This window comes from Mesorhizobium sp. WSM4849 (assembly GCF_055811385.1).
On the sequence record NZ_JBVVPW010000030.1, the window covers coordinates 12,550 to 31,685 of the forward strand.

The 19,136-nt window shown below is 62.8% G+C and carries 17 protein-coding genes and 2 pseudogenes; 11 read left to right on the plus strand and 8 right to left on the minus strand.

The features are described 5' to 3' along the window. Positions 1 to 97: 97 nt before the first annotated feature. Positions 98 to 844, minus strand: a complete 747-nt coding sequence (locus AC0L3L_RS27505) for a cytochrome c biogenesis CcdA family protein (protein ID WP_473640103.1) — start codon at positions 842 to 844, stop codon at positions 98 to 100. Positions 845 to 1,018: 174 nt separating this feature from the next. Here AC0L3L_RS27505 and AC0L3L_RS27510 point away from each other — a divergent pair, with 174 nt between their 5' ends. The 8 genes from AC0L3L_RS27510 (at position 1,019) to rpmG (ending at position 10,299) form a co-directional block, all read left to right on the plus strand. After that, positions 1,019 to 1,396 (plus strand): COG4315 family predicted lipoprotein, encoded by a 378-nt coding sequence (locus AC0L3L_RS27510; protein ID WP_254020229.1) that lies wholly within the window; start codon positions 1,019 to 1,021, stop codon positions 1,394 to 1,396. 455 nt (positions 1,397 to 1,851) lie between these two features. Then, positions 1,852 to 4,479, plus strand: a complete 2,628-nt coding sequence (gene topA, locus AC0L3L_RS27515; protein WP_473640105.1) for a type I DNA topoisomerase — start codon at positions 1,852 to 1,854, stop codon at positions 4,477 to 4,479. 6 nt (positions 4,480 to 4,485) lie between these two features. Then, a complete protein-coding gene (rnr, locus tag AC0L3L_RS27520) occupies positions 4,486 to 6,789 on the plus strand; it encodes a ribonuclease R (RefSeq protein ID WP_473640107.1) in 2,304 nt (767 codons plus the stop codon). Between the two features lie 17 nt (positions 6,790 to 6,806). Continuing rightward, the gene (locus tag AC0L3L_RS27525; RefSeq protein WP_473487270.1) at positions 6,807 to 7,241 is read left to right on the plus strand and encodes a DUF983 domain-containing protein; all 435 of its coding nucleotides are present in this window, start codon (positions 6,807 to 6,809) and stop codon (positions 7,239 to 7,241) included. A gap of 73 nt (positions 7,242 to 7,314) precedes the next feature. Beyond that, entirely contained in the window at positions 7,315 to 8,049 is a 735-nt protein-coding gene (locus AC0L3L_RS27530; protein ID WP_473529201.1) for an NUDIX hydrolase, read from the plus strand. A gap of 21 nt (positions 8,050 to 8,070) precedes the next feature. Beyond that, positions 8,071 to 9,246: an MFS transporter gene (locus AC0L3L_RS27535; RefSeq protein WP_473487268.1), complete on the plus strand. Its 1,176-nt coding sequence runs from the start codon at positions 8,071 to 8,073 to the stop codon at positions 9,244 to 9,246. Between the two features lie 104 nt (positions 9,247 to 9,350). Next, positions 9,351 to 9,806 carry a YqfO family protein gene (locus AC0L3L_RS27540; RefSeq protein ID WP_473640109.1) on the plus strand — a complete coding sequence of 152 codons (456 nt, stop codon included), beginning with the start codon at positions 9,351 to 9,353 and terminating at the stop codon, positions 9,804 to 9,806. Between the two features lie 325 nt (positions 9,807 to 10,131). Continuing rightward, positions 10,132 to 10,299 (plus strand): 50S ribosomal protein L33, encoded by a 168-nt coding sequence (rpmG, locus tag AC0L3L_RS27545; RefSeq protein ID WP_006201775.1) that lies wholly within the window; start codon positions 10,132 to 10,134, stop codon positions 10,297 to 10,299. A gap of 541 nt (positions 10,300 to 10,840) precedes the next feature. Here rpmG and AC0L3L_RS27550 read toward each other — a convergent pair. Continuing rightward, positions 10,841 to 12,214 carry a PleD family two-component system response regulator gene (locus tag AC0L3L_RS27550; RefSeq protein ID WP_473640111.1) on the minus strand — a complete coding sequence of 458 codons (1,374 nt, stop codon included), beginning with the start codon at positions 12,212 to 12,214 and terminating at the stop codon, positions 10,841 to 10,843. Positions 12,215 to 12,247: 33 nt separating this feature from the next. Beyond that, complete coding sequence (locus AC0L3L_RS27555) at positions 12,248 to 12,604, minus strand: response regulator (protein ID WP_287247952.1); 357 nt, start codon at positions 12,602 to 12,604, stop codon at positions 12,248 to 12,250. Positions 12,605 to 12,854: 250 nt separating this feature from the next. Between AC0L3L_RS27555 and AC0L3L_RS27560 the strand changes: the two genes are divergently transcribed. Then, entirely contained in the window at positions 12,855 to 13,154 is a 300-nt protein-coding gene (locus AC0L3L_RS27560) for a DUF3572 domain-containing protein (protein WP_473487265.1), read from the plus strand. Between the two features lie 24 nt (positions 13,155 to 13,178). On the opposite strand, the gene AC0L3L_RS27565 is transcribed toward AC0L3L_RS27560, so the two are convergent. The 4 genes and pseudogenes from AC0L3L_RS27565 to AC0L3L_RS27580 form a co-directional block, all read right to left on the minus strand. After that, on the minus strand, positions 13,179 to 14,666 hold the full coding sequence (locus AC0L3L_RS27565) for a hypothetical protein (protein ID WP_473487264.1): 1,488 nt from the start codon (positions 14,664 to 14,666) through the stop codon (positions 13,179 to 13,181). A gap of 150 nt (positions 14,667 to 14,816) precedes the next feature. Next, positions 14,817 to 15,032, minus strand: a pseudogene (locus tag AC0L3L_RS27570) (S8 family serine peptidase); the annotation flags it as partial. A gap of 71 nt (positions 15,033 to 15,103) precedes the next feature. Then, positions 15,104 to 15,235: pseudogene (locus AC0L3L_RS27575) on the minus strand (DUF6065 family protein); the annotation flags it as partial. A gap of 151 nt (positions 15,236 to 15,386) precedes the next feature. Beyond that, complete coding sequence (locus AC0L3L_RS27580; RefSeq protein WP_473487263.1) at positions 15,387 to 15,962, minus strand: GNAT family N-acetyltransferase; 576 nt, start codon at positions 15,960 to 15,962, stop codon at positions 15,387 to 15,389. A 68-nt stretch (positions 15,963 to 16,030) separates the two neighbouring features. Here AC0L3L_RS27580 and AC0L3L_RS27585 point away from each other — a divergent pair, with 68 nt between their 5' ends. Then, a complete protein-coding gene (locus AC0L3L_RS27585) occupies positions 16,031 to 17,359 on the plus strand; it encodes a DNA polymerase IV (RefSeq protein WP_473640113.1) in 1,329 nt (442 codons plus the stop codon). 37 nt (positions 17,360 to 17,396) lie between these two features. On the opposite strand, the gene AC0L3L_RS27590 is transcribed toward AC0L3L_RS27585, so the two are convergent. Continuing rightward, positions 17,397 to 17,903 carry a hypothetical protein gene (locus AC0L3L_RS27590; RefSeq protein WP_473487261.1) on the minus strand — a complete coding sequence of 169 codons (507 nt, stop codon included), beginning with the start codon at positions 17,901 to 17,903 and terminating at the stop codon, positions 17,397 to 17,399. Between the two features lie 184 nt (positions 17,904 to 18,087). Here AC0L3L_RS27590 and AC0L3L_RS27595 point away from each other — a divergent pair, with 184 nt between their 5' ends. Continuing rightward, a complete protein-coding gene (locus tag AC0L3L_RS27595) occupies positions 18,088 to 18,969 on the plus strand; it encodes a DMT family transporter (RefSeq protein ID WP_473529205.1) in 882 nt (293 codons plus the stop codon). The last annotated feature ends 167 nt before the right edge of the window (positions 18,970 to 19,136 follow it).

The following is a 19,136-nucleotide window of genomic DNA, read 5'->3' on the forward strand; positions in this document are numbered from 1 at the left end:
AGGGCGATGAGGGGCGGCGCAAACCTGAAGCGATTACCGTGCCGGCAGCGCCAGCTGCGATAGCTGTGAGTCGCATCAAGCTTTCGACTTGATCTAATCAACCCAGTTGCCCCAGCATCGGGAAATTCTCCAGCAGCCAGTAGGACGCGGCCTGCACGCCTCCGGTCAGGAAAAACACGCCGGCGACGACCAGCAGTGCGCCCATCGCCTTTTCGACGCGGCCGAGATGAACGCGGAATTTCGAGAGAAAGCGCATGAAGGCGCCGGAAAACAGCGCCGCGATCAGGAACGGTATGCCGAGGCCGAGCGAATAGGCGGCAAGCAGCAGCGCGCCCTCGCCCACCGTCTCGCGGCCGCCGGCCAGCGTCAGGATCGGCCCCAGCACCGGTCCAATGCAGGGTGTCCAGCCGAAGGCGAAGGCCAGTCCCATGACGTATGCGGCAACGATACTGGCCGGCTTGCCCTGTGACTGGAAGCGCGCCTCACGCGACAGCAGCGGGATGCGCAATATGCCGAGGAAATTCAGCCCCATCAGGATGATCAGCACGCCGGCGGCCATCGCCAGCGGCTCCTGCCAGACGCGCAGCAGCCGGCCGATGGTCGAGGCGCCGGCGCCCAACGCCACGAAGACGGTCGAGAAGCCGAGAACAAAGGCGATCGAGGCATAGAGCAGCTCGCTGCGTGCGTCGGCCTTGGCCGCGACGCCGGCATTGCCGCGGAAATCGTCGACCGATACGCCGGCCATGTAGCAGAGATAGGGCGGCACCAGCGGCAGCACGCAAGGCGACAGGAACGAGATCGCCCCCGCCCCGACCGCACTGACATAGCCGATATCCAATGCCATTTCCGAAACTCCAACTGTATCGGCGCCGATATAGCGGCGCACGGGCTTGTCCGCCAATCACCAATGCGTGGCAAGTTGCCGCCTCGCATCGAGGAAGAAACGACACGCCAAGCGCGTTGATGCAACGAGGCCGCGGCTTTCCGCGCGCTTCTCGATCATATCAGGGAGAGCGTCATGAAATCGATCACAGTTGGGCTGGCGGTGCTTTTGCTCGGCACCGCCACTTCATATGCCGCCGAAGCGTGGAAAGAAGCCGATGTCGGCGGCACCAAGATATACACCGATGCCAACGGCATGACCCTTTACACCTACGACAAGGACGAGATGGGCAAGTCGAACTGCTACGACAAATGCGCCGCCAATTGGCCGCCGCTGAAGGCTGAGGCCGACGCCAAGCCCGAGGGCGAATGGACAATCGTCGACCGCACCGACGGCACCAAAATGTGGGCCTATGAAGGCAAGCCGCTCTACACATTCATCAAGGACAAGAAGGCCGGCGATGTGACCGGCGACGGCGTCGGCGGCGTCTGGCACATCGCCAAGGCCGACTAAGCCCCGAACCTGCATCCCCGCCATGACCGGCGGGAAATCCCTGGCTGCCGCGTAGCCCTGCAGGCCTCCCGGCGGCCAGCCTCTTGTGCTGTCCCGCTTGACACACGAGCCCCACTCGCCACGCCAGTCTCGCCCGCCAGCGTCGTCTCATCATGCCGGGCGTCCCTCAGCTGGGGCTGGCGCGTGATCGATGTTTCTCTTATATCCGCAGAAGATTTTGTCCCGTTTTCCCGGATTCATTGCTGGCTTGCCCAACGATAGGGCAGCCGCTCCCCTTATCTGGGATTGCGGATATCACATGATGCGCCCTTGGGTTGCGCGCTCAATGCAGGACTGCATTTTGGGCGCTTCCCCTTGACCGGACGCAAAAGCGCGGCCATGTGAGCGACAATTGTACGAGATTTCGTCGCGCGCAGCGGAATTCTTCTGCCGCACCACAGCTGATATGAGACCTCATGGACGTCGTCGTCGTCGAATCGCCGGCCAAAGCGAAGACAATCAACAAGTACCTCGGAAAGAACTACAAGGTCCTGGCCTCGTTCGGTCACGTCCGCGATCTGCCGGCCAAGGATGGCTCGGTGCGTCCGGACGAGGATTTTGCCATGTCCTGGGCTGTCGACACCGCCTCGAGCAAACGTCTTGCCGACATCGCCAAGGCGGTCAAGGACGCCGACGGCCTGATCCTCGCCACCGATCCGGATCGCGAAGGTGAAGCCATTTCCTGGCATGTCCTGGAAGTGCTGAAGCAGAAGCGCGCGCTGAAGGACAAGCCGGTCAGCCGCGTCGTCTTCAACGCCATCACCAAATCGTCGGTGCTGGAAGCGATGGCCAATCCGCGTCAGATCGATGCGCCGCTGGTCGACGCCTATCTCGCCCGCCGTGCGCTCGACTATCTCGTCGGCTTCACCCTGTCGCCTGTCCTGTGGCGCAAGCTGCCCGGCGCCCGTTCCGCCGGCCGCGTCCAGTCGGTGGCATTGCGCCTCGTCTGCGACCGCGAGTTGGAGATCGAGCGCTTCATCCGCGAGGAATACTGGCAAGTCGCCGCCATTCTCGGTACGCCGCGCAAGGAAAATTTCGAAGCGCGGCTGACCGCCTTCGACCGCAAGAAGCTGCAAAAGCTCGACATTTCGAACAAGGCGCAGGCCGACGACATCAAGGCGATGCTGGAAGGTGCGACCTTCAAGGCGCTGTCGGTCGAAGCCAAGCCGACCAAGCGCAATCCAGGTCCGCCCTTCACCACCTCGACGCTGCAGCAGGCCGCCTCCTCGCGCCTCGGTTTTTCGGCAAGCCGCACCATGCAGGTGGCGCAGCGGCTCTATGAAGGCATGGACATCGGCGGCGAGACCACCGGCCTGATCACCTATATGCGAACCGACGGCGTGCAGATGGCGCCCGAGGCGATATCAGCCGCGCGCGACGCGATCGCAAAAGAGTTCGGCCCAAAATACCTGCCTGAAAAGCCGCGCTACTACACGACCAAGGCCAAGAACGCCCAGGAAGCGCACGAAGCGATTCGCCCGACCGATTTCATGCGCACGCCCGCTTCGGTCAGGCAATATCTCGATGCCGACCAGGCACGGCTCTACGAGATAGTGTGGAAACGCGCCATCGCCAGCCAGATGCAGCCGGCCGAGATCGAGCGTACCACGGCCGAGATCGAGGCGGTCAACGGCGCCCGCACCGCGGAGCTTCGCGCCGTCGGTTCGGTCGTTCGCTTCGACGGCTTCATTGCCGCCTATACCGACCAGAAGGATGAGGATTCGGAGGACGAGGAAGACCGCCGTCTGCCCGAGATCCGCGCCGGCGAACAGCTCGACCGCGAGGCGATCAATGCCACCCGGCACACCACCGAACCGCCGCCGCGCTATTCGGAAGCCTCGCTGATCAAGAAGCTGGAAGAGCTCGGCATCGGCCGGCCGTCGACTTACACGGCGATCCTGAAGACGCTGGAGGACCGCGACTACGTCAGCATGGACAAGCGCAAGCTGTTGCCGCAGGCCAAGGGCCGGCTGTTGTCGGCCTTCCTCGAAAGCTTCTTCGAGCGCTATGTCGAATATGATTTCACCGCCTCGCTCGAGGAAAAACTCGATGAAATCTCCGACGGCAGGCTCGCCTGGAAGGATGTGCTGCGCGATTTCTGGAAGGATTTCTCGGGCGCCGTCGCCGACATCAAGGAATTGCGTGTCACCGACGTGCTCGACGCGCTCAACGAGGAACTGGCGCCGCTGGTGTTTCCCGCGCGCGAGGACGGCTCAAATCCGCGCATCTGCCCGAAATGCGGCACTGGCAACCTGTCGCTGAAGCTCGGCAAGTTCGGCGCCTTCGTCGGCTGCTCGAACTATCCCGAATGCTCCTTCACCCGCCAGCTCGGCGACGCCGCCAACCCCAATGGCGAAAACGGCAATGGCGAGGACGGCACCAAGGTGCTGGGCAAAGACCCCTACACGGCGGAGGAAATCACGCTGCGCAGCGGTCGTTTTGGCCCCTATATCCAGCGCGGCGACGGGAAGGAGGCCAAGCGTTCCAGCCTGCCCAAGGGCTGGACAGTCGATTCGATCGACCACGAAAAGGCCCTCGCCCTGCTGTCGCTGCCGCGCGACGTCGGCAAGCATCCGGAATCCGGCAAGATGATCTCGGCCGGTCTGGGGCGCTACGGCCCGTTCGTTCTGCATGACGGCACCTACGCCAATCTCGACAGCATCGAGGACGTGTTCTCGATCGGTCTCAACCGCGCCGTGTCGGTCATCGCCGAGAAGCAGTTGAAGGGCCCGGGCGGCCGCAATGGCGGCACGCCCGCCGCCTTGAAGGAGCTTGGCGAGCATCCCGCAGGCGGCGGCAAGATCGTCGTGCGTGACGGCAAATACGGGCCTTATGTTAATTTCGGCAAGGTCAATGCGACGCTGCCGAAGGGCAAGGACCCGCAGTCGGTGACAATCGAGGACGCGGTGGCGCTGATTGCCGAGAAGGAAGCCAAGGGTGGCAACGGCGGCAGAAAGCCCTTCCGCAAAGCGGCGGCACCTGCCAAAAAGCCTGCGGCGGCCAAAAAACCGGCGGCCAAGAAAGTGGCCAACAAAAAGGGATAGTGCATCGTGGCGCGCAGGGTATCCGGAAGAAGTCATGGCGATCTGCGCACCGCCGACACCAGGGCCAAGGTCAAAGACAACTACCGCCCGTCCCGCGACGAAATCCTGCGCTACATCGCCGAAAACCCCGATCGCTCCGGCAAACGCGACATCGCCAAGGCGTTTGCGCTGCGCGGCGAGGACCGTATCTGGCTGAAGGACATTTTGCGCGACCTGCAGGACGAAGGCCTGCTGACCAAGGAGCGCAAACGGCTCGCCCGTGTCGGCGCCCTCGCCCATGTCGCCGTGCTCGACATCTTTGGCCGCGACGCCGACGGCGTGCTGCTGGCGCACCCAACCGAAGCCGTGGGCAACGGCGACCCGCCTGTCATAGCGATCCGCGTGTCGCGCGGCGGCGGCCCGACACCGGGCGTCGGTGACCGTGTGCTGGCCAAGACCTTTCCAACCGATGACGCGACGGGCCCCGCCTATACCGGGCGGGTGATGAAGATCTTCGAGAAGCGCACCGAGGCCGTTCTCGGCGTCTTCCGCGTGCTGCAGGACGGCACCTTCCGCATCGAGCCTGTCGAAAGACGCCAGCCGGAGCTGATCGTCGACAAGGAATTCCAGAACGGCGCCAAGAATGGCGATCTGGTCGAGGTCGAGCCGGCGCGGGCCTCCCGCTATGGACTGCCCAGAGCCAAGGTGCTGGCGGTGCTCGGTTCGCTGACCAGCGAAAAAGCGGTCTCGATGATCGCCATCCATGCGCATGACATTCCGCATATTTTCCCGGCAGACGTCATTGCCGAGGCGGAGGCGGTCAAACCTGCGACGCTGGCCGGCCGCGAGGACTGGCGCGAGCTGCCGCTGGTCACCATCGATCCGGCCGACGCCAAGGACCATGACGACGCGGTGTTCGCCATATCGGATCCGGACGAGAAGAACCCCGGCGGCGTGGTGGTTACCGTGGCGATTGCCGATGTCGCCGCTTATGTGCGCTATGGCACCGCGCTCGACCGCGAGGCGCTGAAGCGTGGCAACTCGGTCTATTTCCCGGATCGCGTCGTGCCGATGCTGCCGGAGCGCATCTCCAACGACCTTTGTTCGCTGCGCGAAGGCCAGGACCGCCCGGCGCTGGCGGTCCGCATGACTTTCTCGGCCGATGGCCGCAAGCTCAGGCATTCGTTCCACCGCATCATGATGAAGTCGGCGGCGAAACTCGCCTATCGCCAAGCGCAGGCCGCGATCGACGGCACGCCGGACGACAAGACCGGCCAGATCCTCGACACGGTGCTGAAGCCGCTGTGGGACGCCTACGCCGTGGTGAAGCGCGGCCGTGAGACGCGCCAGCCGCTCGAGCTTGAATTGCCGGAGCGGAAAATCCTGCTCAAGGAGGATGGCACCGTCGACCGGGTCGTCGTGCCGGAGCGGCTCGACGCGCACAAGCTGATCGAAGAATTCATGATCCAGGCCAATGTCGCGGCGGCCGAGACGCTGGAGGCGAAACGGCAGGCGCTGGTCTACCGCATCCATGACGCGCCTTCGCTCGCCAAGCAGGAATCGCTGCGCGAATTCCTGCAGACGCTTGGCCTGTCGCTGGCACGCGGCGCGCAGATGCGACCGAACCAGTTCAACGGGATTCTGGATCGCGTCCGCGGCGCCGACCATGAGGGACTGGTCAACGAGGTGGTGCTGCGCACGCAGATGCAGGCCGAATATTCGCCCAGCAACATCGGCCATTTCGGCCTCAATCTGAAGCGCTACGCGCATTTCACCTCGCCGATCCGCAGATATGCCGACCTGATCGTGCATCGCGGGCTGATTGCCGCGCTCGGCTTCGGTGCGGGTGGACTGACGCAGGATGAGGCGGAGCGGCTGGAAGAAGTTTCTGCGCTGATCTCAGCCACCGAGCGCCGCGCCATGGCTGCCGAGCGCGACACGGTCGACCGGCTGATCGCCGCCTATCTCGCCGAGCGTGTCGACGATCGTTTCGATGCACGCATTTCGGGCGTCACCAAATCGGGACTATTTGTCCAATTGCCGCAGTATGGCGCAGATGGTTTCATCCCGGTGTCAAGTCTGGAGGGCGATTACTACATATACGACGAAACTGCCCGATCGCTTTTCGGAGAACGCACCGGCAAGGGCTACCAGCTTGCCGACCGCGTCGAGGTTCGCCTGATCGAGGTGGCGCCTATGGCCGGCGCGATGCGTTTCGAGATGCTGACCGACCCGAAGCCGCTGCCCGGCTCCAAACGGTCGTTTCACAAGGCCAAAGGCCGCGCCCGTGCGTCGCAATCGCGTCCAGGCTCGCGCGGCAGGAGACGGTAATGCCAAGCGATTTGAAAATGAATCAAAAGGTTTTCGGCGGCGAACATCACTCGGGCCGGATCGCCCGCCCGCTGTGGACGGCGATCAAGCGTGGCGCGCTTGGCCGCTGCCCGCATTGCGGCGAGGGAAAGCTGTTTCGCGCCTTCGTCAAGACCGTCGATAAATGCGATCATTGCGGCGAGGAGCTTCACCACCACCGCGCCGACGATCTGCCGGCCTATCTGGTGGTGGTCATCGTCGGTCACATCGTGCTCGGCGCCTTCATGGGCGTCGAAGCGACCTCCACCCTGTCCACCTGGCAGCACATCGCCATCTGGGTGCCGCTGACCATCCTCCTGGCGGTCGTCTTGCTGCAGCCGGTCAAGGGCGCCGTCATCGGCCTGCAATGGGCGTTCTATATGCATGGCTTCGGCGGGGAAGAAGACCTGATCGAGTCGCATCCCGAGGCTTGAAACCGAGGCTGACGCAAATCGGCATGGCTGGACGCCACTTTCGCATCGGAGAAGATTCCGCTAGGTCGTGCGCATGGACGTTATGACCAAGGCGGAAGTCGACAAGGTTGAGCGGATCGCGCTCGACGCCAAGCCTATACGCCCGCGCGACGCCGCGACGCTGATCCTGCTCGACCGCAAGGGCGACGAGTTCCTGGTGCTGATGGGCCGGCGCCACACCCGTCACGCCTTCATGCCGGGGAAATTCGTCTTTCCCGGCGGCCGCACCGATCCGGCCGACAGCCGAATTCCCGTCGCCACCGCGTTGCACCCTGAGGAACAGGCGAGGCTGACCGCCGGCGTCGGCCGCACCAGCCCGGCCCGCGCCCGCGCCATCGCCCTGTCGGCGATCCGCGAGACCTATGAAGAAGCCGGCCTGCTGATCGGCCAAAAGGGCGCCTTCGCCACGACGAGGCGCGATTGGCAGGGTTTTGTCGAGCACGACGTAAGACCCTCGCTGGAAGCGCTGCGCTTCATCGCGCGCGCCATCACGCCGCCAAACCGGGTGCGGCGCTTCGACACGCGCTTCTTCAGCGCCTGGCGCGAAGATGTCGCCGTGGAGCTGCCGGACGGCGGTCCGACCAACGAGTTGGAGGAACTGGTCTGGCTGCCGCTCGCCAAGGCCAGAGAAGCTGATATTCCCGACATCACCAGGGCTATCCTCGAAGAGCTGGAAAAGCGGCTCGTCGATGATCCGCTGCTGCGCCCCGGTGGTTCCGTGCCGTTCTACCGGCTTGTCGGCAATCGCTTCGTTCGCGAAATTCTGTAGAGCATAGAGCATTCACATCCCATGACAGTCGATACCCAGCAAGAGGTCGAAGAACGCGTACATTGGCTGCCAATGATCGCGGCGATCTCGTCGATCAGCGTCGTCGGCATCGCCATCGGCCTCGGCATGCCGCTGCTCAGCGTCATCCTCGAAACGCGCGGCCATTCGGCGTCGATGATCGGCTTCAACACCGCTGTCGCCGGCCTCGCCTCGATCGTCGGCGCACCGCTCGCCACCCCGCTCGCCATGCGGTTCGGCGTCGCCTGGACGATGCTGGCCATGATCGCCACGGGAGTGCTGGCCTTTGTCGGCTTCCACTTCGCGCCGGACTTCTGGATGTGGTTTCCGCTGCGCGTCCTGCTGCACATCGCGCTGACGGTGCTGTTCATCCTGTCGGAATTCTGGATCAGCACATCGGCGCCGCCGCACCGGCGCGGCCTTGTCCTCGGCATCTACGCCACCGTGCTGTCGCTCGGCTTTGCCGCCGGGCCGTGGCTGTTCGCCCATCTCGGCAGCACCGGCTTCCTGCCCTTCGGCGTCATCATGGCGCTGGTGACGCTGGCCGCCATTCCAGTTCTGGCGGCACGCAACGAGAGCCCGACGATCGTCTCCAATGGCGAAACCAGCAACTTCCTGCGCTACATCTGGTTGGTGCCGACGGCGACCGCCGCGGTGCTGGTGTTCGGTGCGGTCGAGACCGGCGGCTTTGCGCTGTTCCCGGTTTATGGCAATCGCATCGGCTACTCCGAGGCCAACGCCGCCCTGCTGCTCACCATGATCGGCCTCGGCAACGTGCTGTTGCAGATCCCGCTCGGCATGATCAGCGACCGTGTCAGCGATCGCCGCTATCTGCTTCTGGCTTGTGCAATCATCGGCCTTGCCGGCACCATCTTCATGCCGCACTTCGCGCAGAATTGGCACCTGATGGCGGCGCTTCTGTTCGTCTGGGGCGGCGTGGTCGCGGCCATGTACACGATCGGGCTGGCCCATCTCGGCTCGCAGCTTTCCGGGCACGACCTGGCCTCGGCCAACGCTGCCTTCGTGCTCTGCTACGGTGTCGGCATGGTGCTCGGCCCGCAGGCGATCGGCATCGGCATGGACCTTTTCGGACCCTCGGGCTTCGGCTGGGCGCTCGGCATGTTCTTCGCCTTCTATATCGCGCTGGTCGGCGCCAGGCTGGTCCGAAAAATCCTGTAGAAAGACCGATCGATGCCTCATGTGGCGCGAGGCTGCTGACATAACCGTGTCAGCAGCACTTGGATAGATTGTCAGCAACACGCCACGAATTTGAGGATGCCACCATGATCGACTCCGGGTTCGAAACAAAATCGGTGCGGATGGAATTGCTGCTGCTCGTGACCTTTCAAGCACCGGTCGGCGATGTTGACCGCATCATGGAAGCGGTGGTCGCGATCGCGCCGCTGACCATGGACAAATACGACAGCAATGCCTACCAGTCGGCGCATGGCATCGAGCGCTACCGGCCGCTCGAAGGCGCTGCCGCCGGCGCCGAGACGGAATTGCGCCGACGGCCGGGTACGGTGGAAGTGTCGTTCGAGCTGCCCGACGACCAGGCGCTGGCGGCCCGCATCGTCGAAGCGATCTTCCAGGCCCACAGCTATCAGGAGCCGGTGATCCGCATCCAGCCGATCCTCGCCAGCCGCTCCAAGGGGTTGGACGACCGCTCCAACCCGAACCGCTGGTGGAACACCACGGGAGACTGGAAGAAGGCCGCTCCAATTAAGGAAGATGCATAGAATCGGAAAGCAGCCTTCCCTTCTCCCCGTGTGGGAGAAGGTGGCCGAGCCCACGGGTCTTGCCTCCGGCAAGCCCGAGGACAGGCTCCGCTCGGTCGGATGAGGGGTGCTCCAGCTTGGCACTGACGGCACTCCGTCCAGCACCCCTCAACCGTCTTGGCGCTGCGCGCCAATCCACCTTCTCCCACAAGGGGAGAAGGACGAGGCAGCCTCACGGGGTTGACTTTCCGGGCGCGTTCTTTATGTGTCGCGCCAAGTTTCCCGCGTCCGGGTGTTTCCCCGTGCTCCAGCGGCCAAAACCCCACGAACATAACGGACTGATACAATGGCCAAAGCCGCAAACATCAAGATCAAGCTTCTGTCGACCGCCGACACCGGTTTCTTCTACGTGACCAGCAAGAACAGCCGCACCAAGACGGACAAGCTGTCGTTCCGCAAATACGATCCGGTCGCCAAGAAGCACGTCGAGTTCAAGGAAACCAAAATCAAGTAAATCTGGTTTCCTGCTTTAAAGCCAAAACGCCGCCCTGTGGGCGGCGTTTTTGTTTTCAAGGCTTCGAAAAGTCCAAAATTCCAATGCTTGGCGCAGAGTCTTGATGTCATTTTGAGAGGGGGCCGGTCGGCGTTTGGCAGCGGTACGAGGAGGCCACTATGTGCCAGCGCCGGCCGGCCGACCCCACGGACCCAGGAGATGCGGCGGACCTGAATCATGGGGTATTCTTCGGATCGACCCGGCGATCTACCCTCGCGCCGGTTCCGTCATTGGTCTGCACATTTGCGCAACAGCCTGTGAAAATCAACAATTTCTTAACCAAGCCCGGCGAATCGCTTGCGTTAAGGTAAATTCGTAACCCTGTCGCACTGACTGGATAATCAGGCGTCGGCGCCTGCCTCTGAACTGAGGTCTGTTGAGATTCAGGTGAGGCTGAGTCGAAAATGGCTCCCGAAAACCGGAACGGAGCGTGCGTTCGGGTAAGCCAGTACCGGAAGCGCAGGACACTGCCATTTGCAGGTCAGCTGAATATCAACGGACCTTAGGCCGCGTTGGCGACGACGCGGTTGCGGCCGGCGCTCTTGGCTTCGTAGAGCGCGAGGTCGGCGCGTTTCATCAGCCCGGCAACCGTATCCACGCCCTTCAGCACCGACGACACGCCGACGCTGACGGTAACCTCGATCGTCTTGCCGTCATGGCCGACGGCAAACGGCATTTGGGCGATTTCGGCGCGAATGCGCTCTGCGACCTTTTCGGCGACGGCGCCGTCCGTATCCGGCATCACCACGACGAACTCCTCGCCACCGAAGCGGCAGGCGAGATCGATGCCGCGCACATTCTTGCGCAGCCGCCGCGCGAATTCGCGCAGCACCTCGTCGCCGCCGTCATGGCCATGTGCGTCGTTGATGGTCTTGAAGCGGTCGAGATCGGTGATCATCATCGACAGCGGCCGTCGCCGGGCCACGGCACGGTCGAACAGCGTCTGCAGATGGCTGTCGAGGTAACGGCGGTTGTGCAATCCCGTCAGGGCGTCGGTCACCGCCATCTCGATGGTCTGGGTGACGCTGGCGCGAAGCTGGTCGTTGTAGCGCTTGCGGCGCACTTGCGTGCGCAGCCGAGCGGTCAGCTCCTGCTGGTCGATCGGCCGCATCAGATAGTCGTTGATGCCGAGTTCGAGGCCGCGGATGATGCGCCCCTCCTCACCCTCCTGCGCCAAAAGGATGATCGGCACGAAACGGGTGCGATCGAGCGAACGCAGTTGCGAGCAGAGCCTGAGCGGATCGAAATCGGCAAAGGCCGTCGAGATCATCACGCATTCATAGGGCGTCTCGGCGGCCTGGAAGAAGCCGGCATGCGGATCGGTGGCAATGTCGAGATCGGCGCTGCCGCGCAGCATTTTCTGGACGCGCTCGACGGAGGATTTGCGCTCGTCGATCAGCAGAACCTTCGGCGCGGTGTCTGCGGATGCGAAGTTGCGGCTCAACAGCTCCTCGATGCCGATATTGCGCGTGGTCGAGGCGCGCAGGCGCAGCTCGTCGGTCAACGTCTTCAGCCTGACCAGGCTTTTGACGCGCGTCATCAATTGCAGATCATTGACCGGCTTGGTCAGAAAATCGTCGGCACCGGCCTCGAGGCCGCGCACCCGGTCCGAAACCTGGTCGAGCGCGGTGATCATGACGACCGGGATGTGCGACGTCGCCGGATCGCTCTTCAGCCGCCGGCAGACCTCGAACCCGTCCATATCAGGCATCATCACGTCGAGCAGCACGACGTCGACCTTGCCGTTTTCGCAGGTCTCGATCGCGTCCAGCCCGTTGGTGGCTGTCAGCACCTCGAAATATTCGGCAAGCAGCCGGACCTCGAGCAGCCTTACATTGGCAGGGATGTCGTCGACGACGAGGATCCGTGCGGTCATCTTATAAAGCTCCGGCTCGGCTGGAAGGGCGCATCAGGCGTCGCCCAGGTAGGATTTGATGGTTTCGATGAAACGCGGCACCGAGATCGGCTTGGAAATATAGGCTTCGCAGCCACCCTGGCGGATGCGCTCCTCGTCGCCCTTCATCGCGAATGCGGTGACGGCAATGACCGGTATGACATGGAGGTCGTCGTCCTCCTTCAGCCATTTGGTCACTTCCAGCCCCGATACTTCGGGCAGTTGGATGTCCATCAAGATGAGGTCCGGCTTGTGCAGTCGCGCCAGATCCAGCGCTTCCAGGCCGTTGCGTGTGCGTACCGTCTCGTAGCCGCTCGCTTCGATGAGGTCGCGAAAGAGCTTCATGTTGAGCTCATTGTCCTCGACAATCATGACCTTCTTAGGCATCAAATTCCCGTCCCGGCCTGCCTTCCGCTCGAAGGTTGCCGTCATGCGCCCTCGCCGGTACGCACCAAACCCTGCTCGACTCTACGGCAATATAATTGACGAAACGGAAACCGGCTGCCGGAAAAGCTTCGGATTTCACCTCGAACACCGCATTGCAGAGCTAGGTGGCTTGCCGCAGCCGACGCTTGCGATTACTGCCAAAAAGAGACTCATTCCACCGCGCAAGAAGGTAGTGATGGCAAACGCAGCGTCAATGCGCGAGGAAGCGGAAATCATTGCCGTGAAGGCATTGGGCTTCGTTGCCGCCGATCCGGAACTTCTGCCCCGTTTCCTGGCGATCACCGGCATCGAGGCGCATTCCATCCGCCTTGCCGCCGGCGAGCCGGGGTTCCTGGCCGGCGTGCTGCAGTTCATCCTCGCCCACGAGCCGACGCTCATGCGGTTCGCGGAGGAAACCGGCACGCCGCCGGCTTCCGTCGGCAAGGCGCTGCGGGCGCTGCCGCTTGGCGACGACGACCATGAACATTCGATATGAGCGACGATCGGATCGCGAAAACGCCTACGGCGTCGTTTCTTCTTCGCTGTCGTCGCCTTCATCATTCGAAACCGGATCGGCCGGCTTCACCATGACACCATTGACCGTGACCGAACCGTCCGGCTTGCCGTTGACGACCCATTCGATGCGGCCGTCCGGCAGCGTCTTGCCGAATCCCTTGATCGCAAGCGCCACCGGCACATATTGCGCGGCTTCCGGCTCCGACTTCGCCGCCGCCTGCAGGCTTTCCACAATTCTGTCGTAGCCTGCAATATCGATCGTCACATTTGCCTCGGGCTTCATGCCGGGGAACGTCATCTCGCCCTCCATCGCGATTTCCATGTCGCCGTTCTTCACCGTGCTGTGGCCGATGACAAATTTCGGCGTCTTGGCCATGAAATCAGCTTTGATCTGATCGCCAAAGTCAGCCGGCAGCGGCGGATTCTTGTTTAGATCAAAGGCTTCGATCGCCTTTTTCGCCATGCTGTAGAGATCGAAGTTGGCGCCGCCGAAATTCAGATTGATGTCGGTGGGCAGCAGCGCCGTACCCCAGGCGGGCACAAGATTCGGAGGGATCGTCAATCCTGCGGCCTTGATCGTATAGTTGATTGCTCCGTTCTGGGCGATGCCGTCGGACCCGAAGCTGGTGCCGAGCTCCGCCGCACCGAAATGTCCAACCGGGCTTTCGACAGTAACGTCTTTCAATCCGTAGCTGCCGTCGATCCGCTCCCACAGCGGCAGCGCGGCGAGCAAAAGCGATTTGAGCTGCGCCTGGTTGGCCTTCAGCTTGGTCTCGTCTTCATTGGCGACGGCAAATGCCAGCAGATCGAGAAACGGCTTTGTCCGCACGCCTTTGCCGGTCGCATTCACCGACAGCTCCGGTGATTTGATCGTAAGCGGGAATTTCAACCCGCTTTTGGGGTCGTCAAAATCAAGTGCTTCGGCGAAATCGGCGACCGTCTGCGTCGCGGTGAAATCCACGCCGCCATTAGCAGCTTTGGTTGCGTTCATGGTGGCAGTACCGGCGCCGGTACTCACCTTGGCGCGCTGCATGGTGTCCCGGGAATTCATCGTCATTCCGGCCATCGAGTGTGTGGCGCTGGTGAAAGCTGCCAGTTCGGGATCGTAGACGCCGGAAAACCTGCCGTCTGTAATCGAGAACTGCATGCTCTGCGGGCCCTCTGGCCCCTTGAACTCGAAGGAACCGCTTTGCGACACATCCGCCGAGACGCTCCATGTCCCGTTGCTGCCCGGCTTGACGAGCAATGCGTAGGGGCTGAAGTCGAACTTGAAGGAATGCTGCGCCGCCAGCAGGTCCACGACAGGTTTGACGTCGACAGCGAGTTTGTAAGCGTCGCCTTCCACGGAAACCTTCAGGAGACTGCTCGCCTTACTGCCGATATAGCGGGACAGATTTTCGGAGAGCTGCTTCGCACCCTCGTTGTCAACGGTCTGGCCGAAGACGGGTGCGCTGAGCGCGAGGACAAAGACGGCCGGAAGAACACGGTTCACGCAGAATCTCCGTTGCTATTCTTGTGACAAAAACGCCAACCGCAACCGTAAGCGGAAACGGACGAGGTGCAATCCCTCCTTGGCGCTAGAAGCCGATTTGTAGTGATCCTTCGCGCCCCCGGCTGTCCCTTCGGCATCAACAGTGAAGCTTCACGTCGCCTTCCTCGGCGTGACGACGCAAGCCCCGCGGGCATTGAGCAGGCCCCAGCCGAAGACGGCGTCCTTTCCCGGCGCGCCGAGATCTTCCGCCGACTTGCCGAGCGCGTCATGAATGTCGGCTGCGGTGGCGTTGCTGTTTGCCGATTTCATCAACGCCGCTGCGGCGGCAACAAATGGCGCCGCGAAGGAGGTGCCGGTCTTCGGCCGTCAGGCGAACTCAGCCCGGTCGCCACGATCTGGTCCGGCGCCTGCAACGGCAAAGGGACGGCGGGCTGCGCATCGACTGCCGGCAATTTGCGGAACCAGTCCGGCAAGACCGTCTTGGCCGCCACTGGCGGCGCGATGACGCCATGATCTTCCGGCCGACAGACAAACCGGATCGGGCGAGTGGTCTGGGAAAAATGAAACATCGATAGCCTCCATGGAAAAATCCGAGGAGGAACGGGCCGCAGGCGGATTTATTCCTGCTGGACGTCAACTGTCTGACTATGCAGGCCGGCCGCGACGGTTTGGCCGCCGCCGAGCGACCGCCGCGGCAGCGGCGCGCACAGCGGCACTGGCTCAAAGCACCAGTCGCATCAGCGGCCGGCCTGCCTTGCGCTCGACCAGCCTCTCGAAGCCGGCTTTCTCGAAGACCCGCGACGAGCCGACGAACAGCCCGATCGAACGCGAATCTTTCGACAGGTCGATCGGACACGCCTCGACCAGCCGCGCGCCATTCTGGCGAGCAAACTCGATGCCGCCTTCGACCAGCCGGTGCGTCACGCCCCTGCCGCGCGCCTTAACGCGGATGAAGAAGCATGAGATCGCCCAGACGCCCGGATCCGTGGCGTCGGCGGGATCGACCGGCGCCGACCCCCTGCCCTTATTGTTCCATTCGGGCACGTCGGCGCGCGGGCCGATCTGCATCCATCCGACCGCCTTGCCATCCTCGAACGCCAGCAGGCCTGGTGGCGGCCCGGCCTCGATCCGCGCCTTGATGTGGTCCTTGTTGCGCTCCCGGTTGCTGGCGCGGCGCACTGCCGGCGACAGCCGGAAATGTGTGCACCAACAGCCGTAGCAGGCGCCTTGCTTACCGAACAGATCTTCGAAATCCGCCCAAAGCTCGGGCACCAGCGGCGCTATGGTCGTATTCACGAGCTCTCTCCCGGCCCACCGCCTTGTCGTGGCGTCCGTCCTGACGTACCATTGCCTTTGTTCTCTTTATGTTCGCAGCGATGGCGGCTCCTGTCAACAATCCCGATCACGGTTTTTGCCGCGACTGCCTGACCTTTCAGCGCAGCGAGGCACGGCGCTGCGAACGCTGCGGCAGTCCACGGCTTGCCCGTCATCCGGAGCTCTACCGGCTGCATCTCGCCCATATCGATTGCGACGCGTTTTATGCGGCGGTCGAAAAGCGCGACAACCCGGCGCTGAAGGACCGGCCGTTGATCATCGGCGGCGGCAAGCGCGGCGTCGTCTCCACCGCTTGCTACATCGCCCGCATCCATGGGGTGCGCTCGGCGATGCCGATGTTCAAGGCGCTCGAAGCCTGTCCGGAAGCGGTCGTCATCCCGCCGGACATGGAAAAATATGGTCGCGTCGGCCGCGAGGTGCGCGCCATGATGCAGGCGCTGACGCCGCTGGTCGAGCCGATCTCCATCGACGAAGCGTTTCTGGACCTTGCCGGCACCGAGCGCCTGCATGGCTTGCCACCGGCGGTTGTGCTGGCGCGCTTCGCGCTCGGCGTGGAGAAAGAGATCGGCATCACCGTTTCATCAGGCCTTTCCTACTGCAAGTTCCTGGCCAAGGTGGCGTCGGACTTTCGCAAGCCGCGCGGCTTTTCGGTGATCGGTGAGGCCGAGGCGACCGGATTCCTGGCCGGGCAGCCGGTGACGCTGATCTGGGGCGTGGGAAAAGCTTTCGCCGCCACGCTTGAACGGGACGGCATCCGGATGATCGGCCAATTGCAGCGCTTGGAGCGCAATGACCTGATGCGCCGCTACGGCGTGATGGGCGACCGGCTCTACCATCTTTCACGCGGCGAGGACGAGCGCCGCGTCCATCCCGACCAGGATGCGAAAAGCGTCTCGGCGGAGACCACGTTCGACACCGACATTGCGTCCCTGGATGAATTGGTTTCGGTGCTGAGAGCGCTGTCCGAAAAAGTGTCGGGGCGGCTGAAGAAATCCGGCATCGCCGGGCGCACCGTCGTGCTGAAGCTGAAGACCCAGGATTTCAAGACCCGCACGCGCAACCGCCAGCTCGGCGACCCGACACGGCTGGCCGACCGCATTTTTTCGACCGGGCTCGAGCTGCTGCGCAAGGAAGCGGATGGCACGAAATACCGGCTGCTTGGCATCGGCGTCAGCGACCTCTCGGACGACGAAAAGGCCGATCCGCCCGACCTCGTCGACATCCAGTCGCGCAAGCGGGCCATGGCCGAAGGCGCCATCGACACGCTGCGCGACAAGTTCGGCCGCAAGGCGGTGGAGACCGGCTATACTTTCGGCAAGGGCCGCGGCGCCTACCCGCCCGAGCCGATCGAGGACTGAGCCTTCGGTTCGGAAAAGATCGTGCCAGACAAGAAGATCAGCTGCGTCGCAGATCGATCCGGCTGGTCACCACCTTCTCGCCGGTCTTCGGATCGAGGTCGGTGACCGTCAGCCGCATGCCGTTCCCGCTGGTTTTCTCGACCGTCATTTGCGCCTTGCGATCACCGTTGACATTCTTCGCCCAGCGGATGCCGAGATTGATCGCATTGCCCGAGCGCCTGCCGCTGAGCTGTGCCGGCCCGGTGCGGGATCCGACATAAACGCCGGTGTACTTCGTCCCGCTGGACTTCAGATCCGCGCTGATGGCACGCGTCACCACGATAAGACCGCGGCAGCTGCCGTCCAGGGACAATGACGTCGAGGTTGCATCGGAATTGAAGTTACACGAGACATTCACCGTCGGTGCATCGGTGTCTACCTGGACGGTACCCTTGCCGGTGAATTTCCCCTGGAACGAGCTGAGGAAATTTGCCTCGTCGGCATGAGCCGCGCCGGCCGCAGCTAGCAGCCCGCCGGCAAATAGAAATCGCACGAATGATTTCATCGAATCTCTCCTCCTTGAGATCGGAGACACTTCCTGCCAAGGTCGGGCAAATACTGAGGATCAACGCCTTCCGTCACGGCAGGTTCCGTCTTCAACATGACCTTTTCGCATCGCGCCGCCTTTGGCCTAGCCGAATGCGCCGACTAGCGGTTGCGATCAAAGTCGCGGCTTGCGACATACGCGCATGGCACCCTCACCCTCGCTCCCCAAGGCCGCATTCTGGATGGCGCTGTCGATTGCTTCGTTTCTGACGATGTCGGTCGCCGGCCGCGCCACGACAGCCGAGCTCAATGTCTTCCAGGTGTTGGAGTTGCGCTCGGTGATCGGCTTTTTCATCCTCCTGCCGCTGGTGATGATGTCGGGCGGTTTTGCAGCGATGCACACCAAACGCCCCTTGGCCCATATCGCCCGCAACGTCGTCCATTATGTCGGCCAGGCGGCATGGCTCTACGCCTTGACGCTGATCCCGCTGGCCGTGCTGATCTCCATCGAATTCACGACGCCGATCTGGACGGCCATTCTGGCGGTCGGCTTTCTTGGTGAAAGACTAAGCCGGCCCAGACTTGCGGCCATCGTGCTCGGGCTGATCGGCGTGGTGATCATCGTCCGTCCGGGCGTCGGTGCCGTCGATCCGGGACATGTTGTCGTGCTGGGTGCCGCGGTCTGCTTCGGTATATCTGTGGTCCTGGTCAAATCGCTGACGCGGACGGACAGCGTCGTGTCCATCATCTTCTGGATGCTGGTCATCCAGTCGATGCTCGGCCTTGTCCCGGCGCTCTACGAATGGCGCAACCCGCCGCTCGAACTGTGGCCGTGGCTCCTGCTGATCGCCTTCACCGGCATGTCGTCGCATTTCTGCATGGCCCGCGCGCTCGCCTATGCCGACGCAACCGTCATCTCGCCGATGGACTTTTTGCGCGTGCCGCTGTCGGCGCTGATCGGCTGGCTGCTGTATCAGGAGCAGATCGACGCTTTCACCGCCGGCGGAGCCTTGCTGATCCTGCTCGGCAATCTGCTCAATCTGCAGAAGAAAGCGACCAAACCAGCGGAAGTGGCAGCGTCGTAGCATTTTGCAGCCAAACGTCTTCGTTTGGCGTCCGACAAAATGCGTTAAAGCAAAGAGCTAGAGCGGGGGTTTTTTTTGAACAAAAACCCCCGGGAATTGGGCGATTTAATAGGCGGGGGGGGGGTTTTTTTAGACCCGCAAAAAAAGAAACCCGGGGGGCCCCCCAT

Bases quoted from the DNA above. Each gene is read 5' to 3' on its own strand.
- AC0L3L_RS27505 (WP_473640103.1), bottom strand. From the start codon at position 844: ATGGCATTGGATATCGGCTATGTCAGTGCGGTCGGGGCGGGGGCGATC.
- AC0L3L_RS27510 (WP_254020229.1), top strand. From the start codon at position 1,019: ATGAAATCGATCACAGTTGGGCTGGCGGTGCTTTTGCTCGGCACCGCC.
- topA (WP_473640105.1), top strand. From the start codon at position 1,852: ATGGACGTCGTCGTCGTCGAATCGCCGGCCAAAGCGAAGACAATCAAC.
- AC0L3L_RS27525 (WP_473487270.1), top strand. From the start codon at position 6,807: ATGAATCAAAAGGTTTTCGGCGGCGAACATCACTCGGGCCGGATCGCC.
- AC0L3L_RS27530 (WP_473529201.1), top strand. From the start codon at position 7,315: ATGGACGTTATGACCAAGGCGGAAGTCGACAAGGTTGAGCGGATCGCG.
- AC0L3L_RS27535 (WP_473487268.1), top strand. From the start codon at position 8,071: ATGACAGTCGATACCCAGCAAGAGGTCGAAGAACGCGTACATTGGCTG.
- AC0L3L_RS27540 (WP_473640109.1), top strand. From the start codon at position 9,351: ATGATCGACTCCGGGTTCGAAACAAAATCGGTGCGGATGGAATTGCTG.
- rpmG (WP_006201775.1), top strand. From the start codon at position 10,132: ATGGCCAAAGCCGCAAACATCAAGATCAAGCTTCTGTCGACCGCCGAC.
- AC0L3L_RS27550 (WP_473640111.1), bottom strand. From the start codon at position 12,214: ATGACCGCACGGATCCTCGTCGTCGACGACATCCCTGCCAATGTAAGG.
- AC0L3L_RS27555 (WP_287247952.1), bottom strand. From the start codon at position 12,604: ATGATTGTCGAGGACAATGAGCTCAACATGAAGCTCTTTCGCGACCTC.
- AC0L3L_RS27560 (WP_473487265.1), top strand. From the start codon at position 12,855: ATGGCAAACGCAGCGTCAATGCGCGAGGAAGCGGAAATCATTGCCGTG.
- AC0L3L_RS27585 (WP_473640113.1), top strand. From the start codon at position 16,031: ATGTTCGCAGCGATGGCGGCTCCTGTCAACAATCCCGATCACGGTTTT.
- AC0L3L_RS27590 (WP_473487261.1), bottom strand. From the start codon at position 17,903: ATGAAATCATTCGTGCGATTTCTATTTGCCGGCGGGCTGCTAGCTGCG.
- AC0L3L_RS27595 (WP_473529205.1), top strand. From the start codon at position 18,088: ATGGCACCCTCACCCTCGCTCCCCAAGGCCGCATTCTGGATGGCGCTG.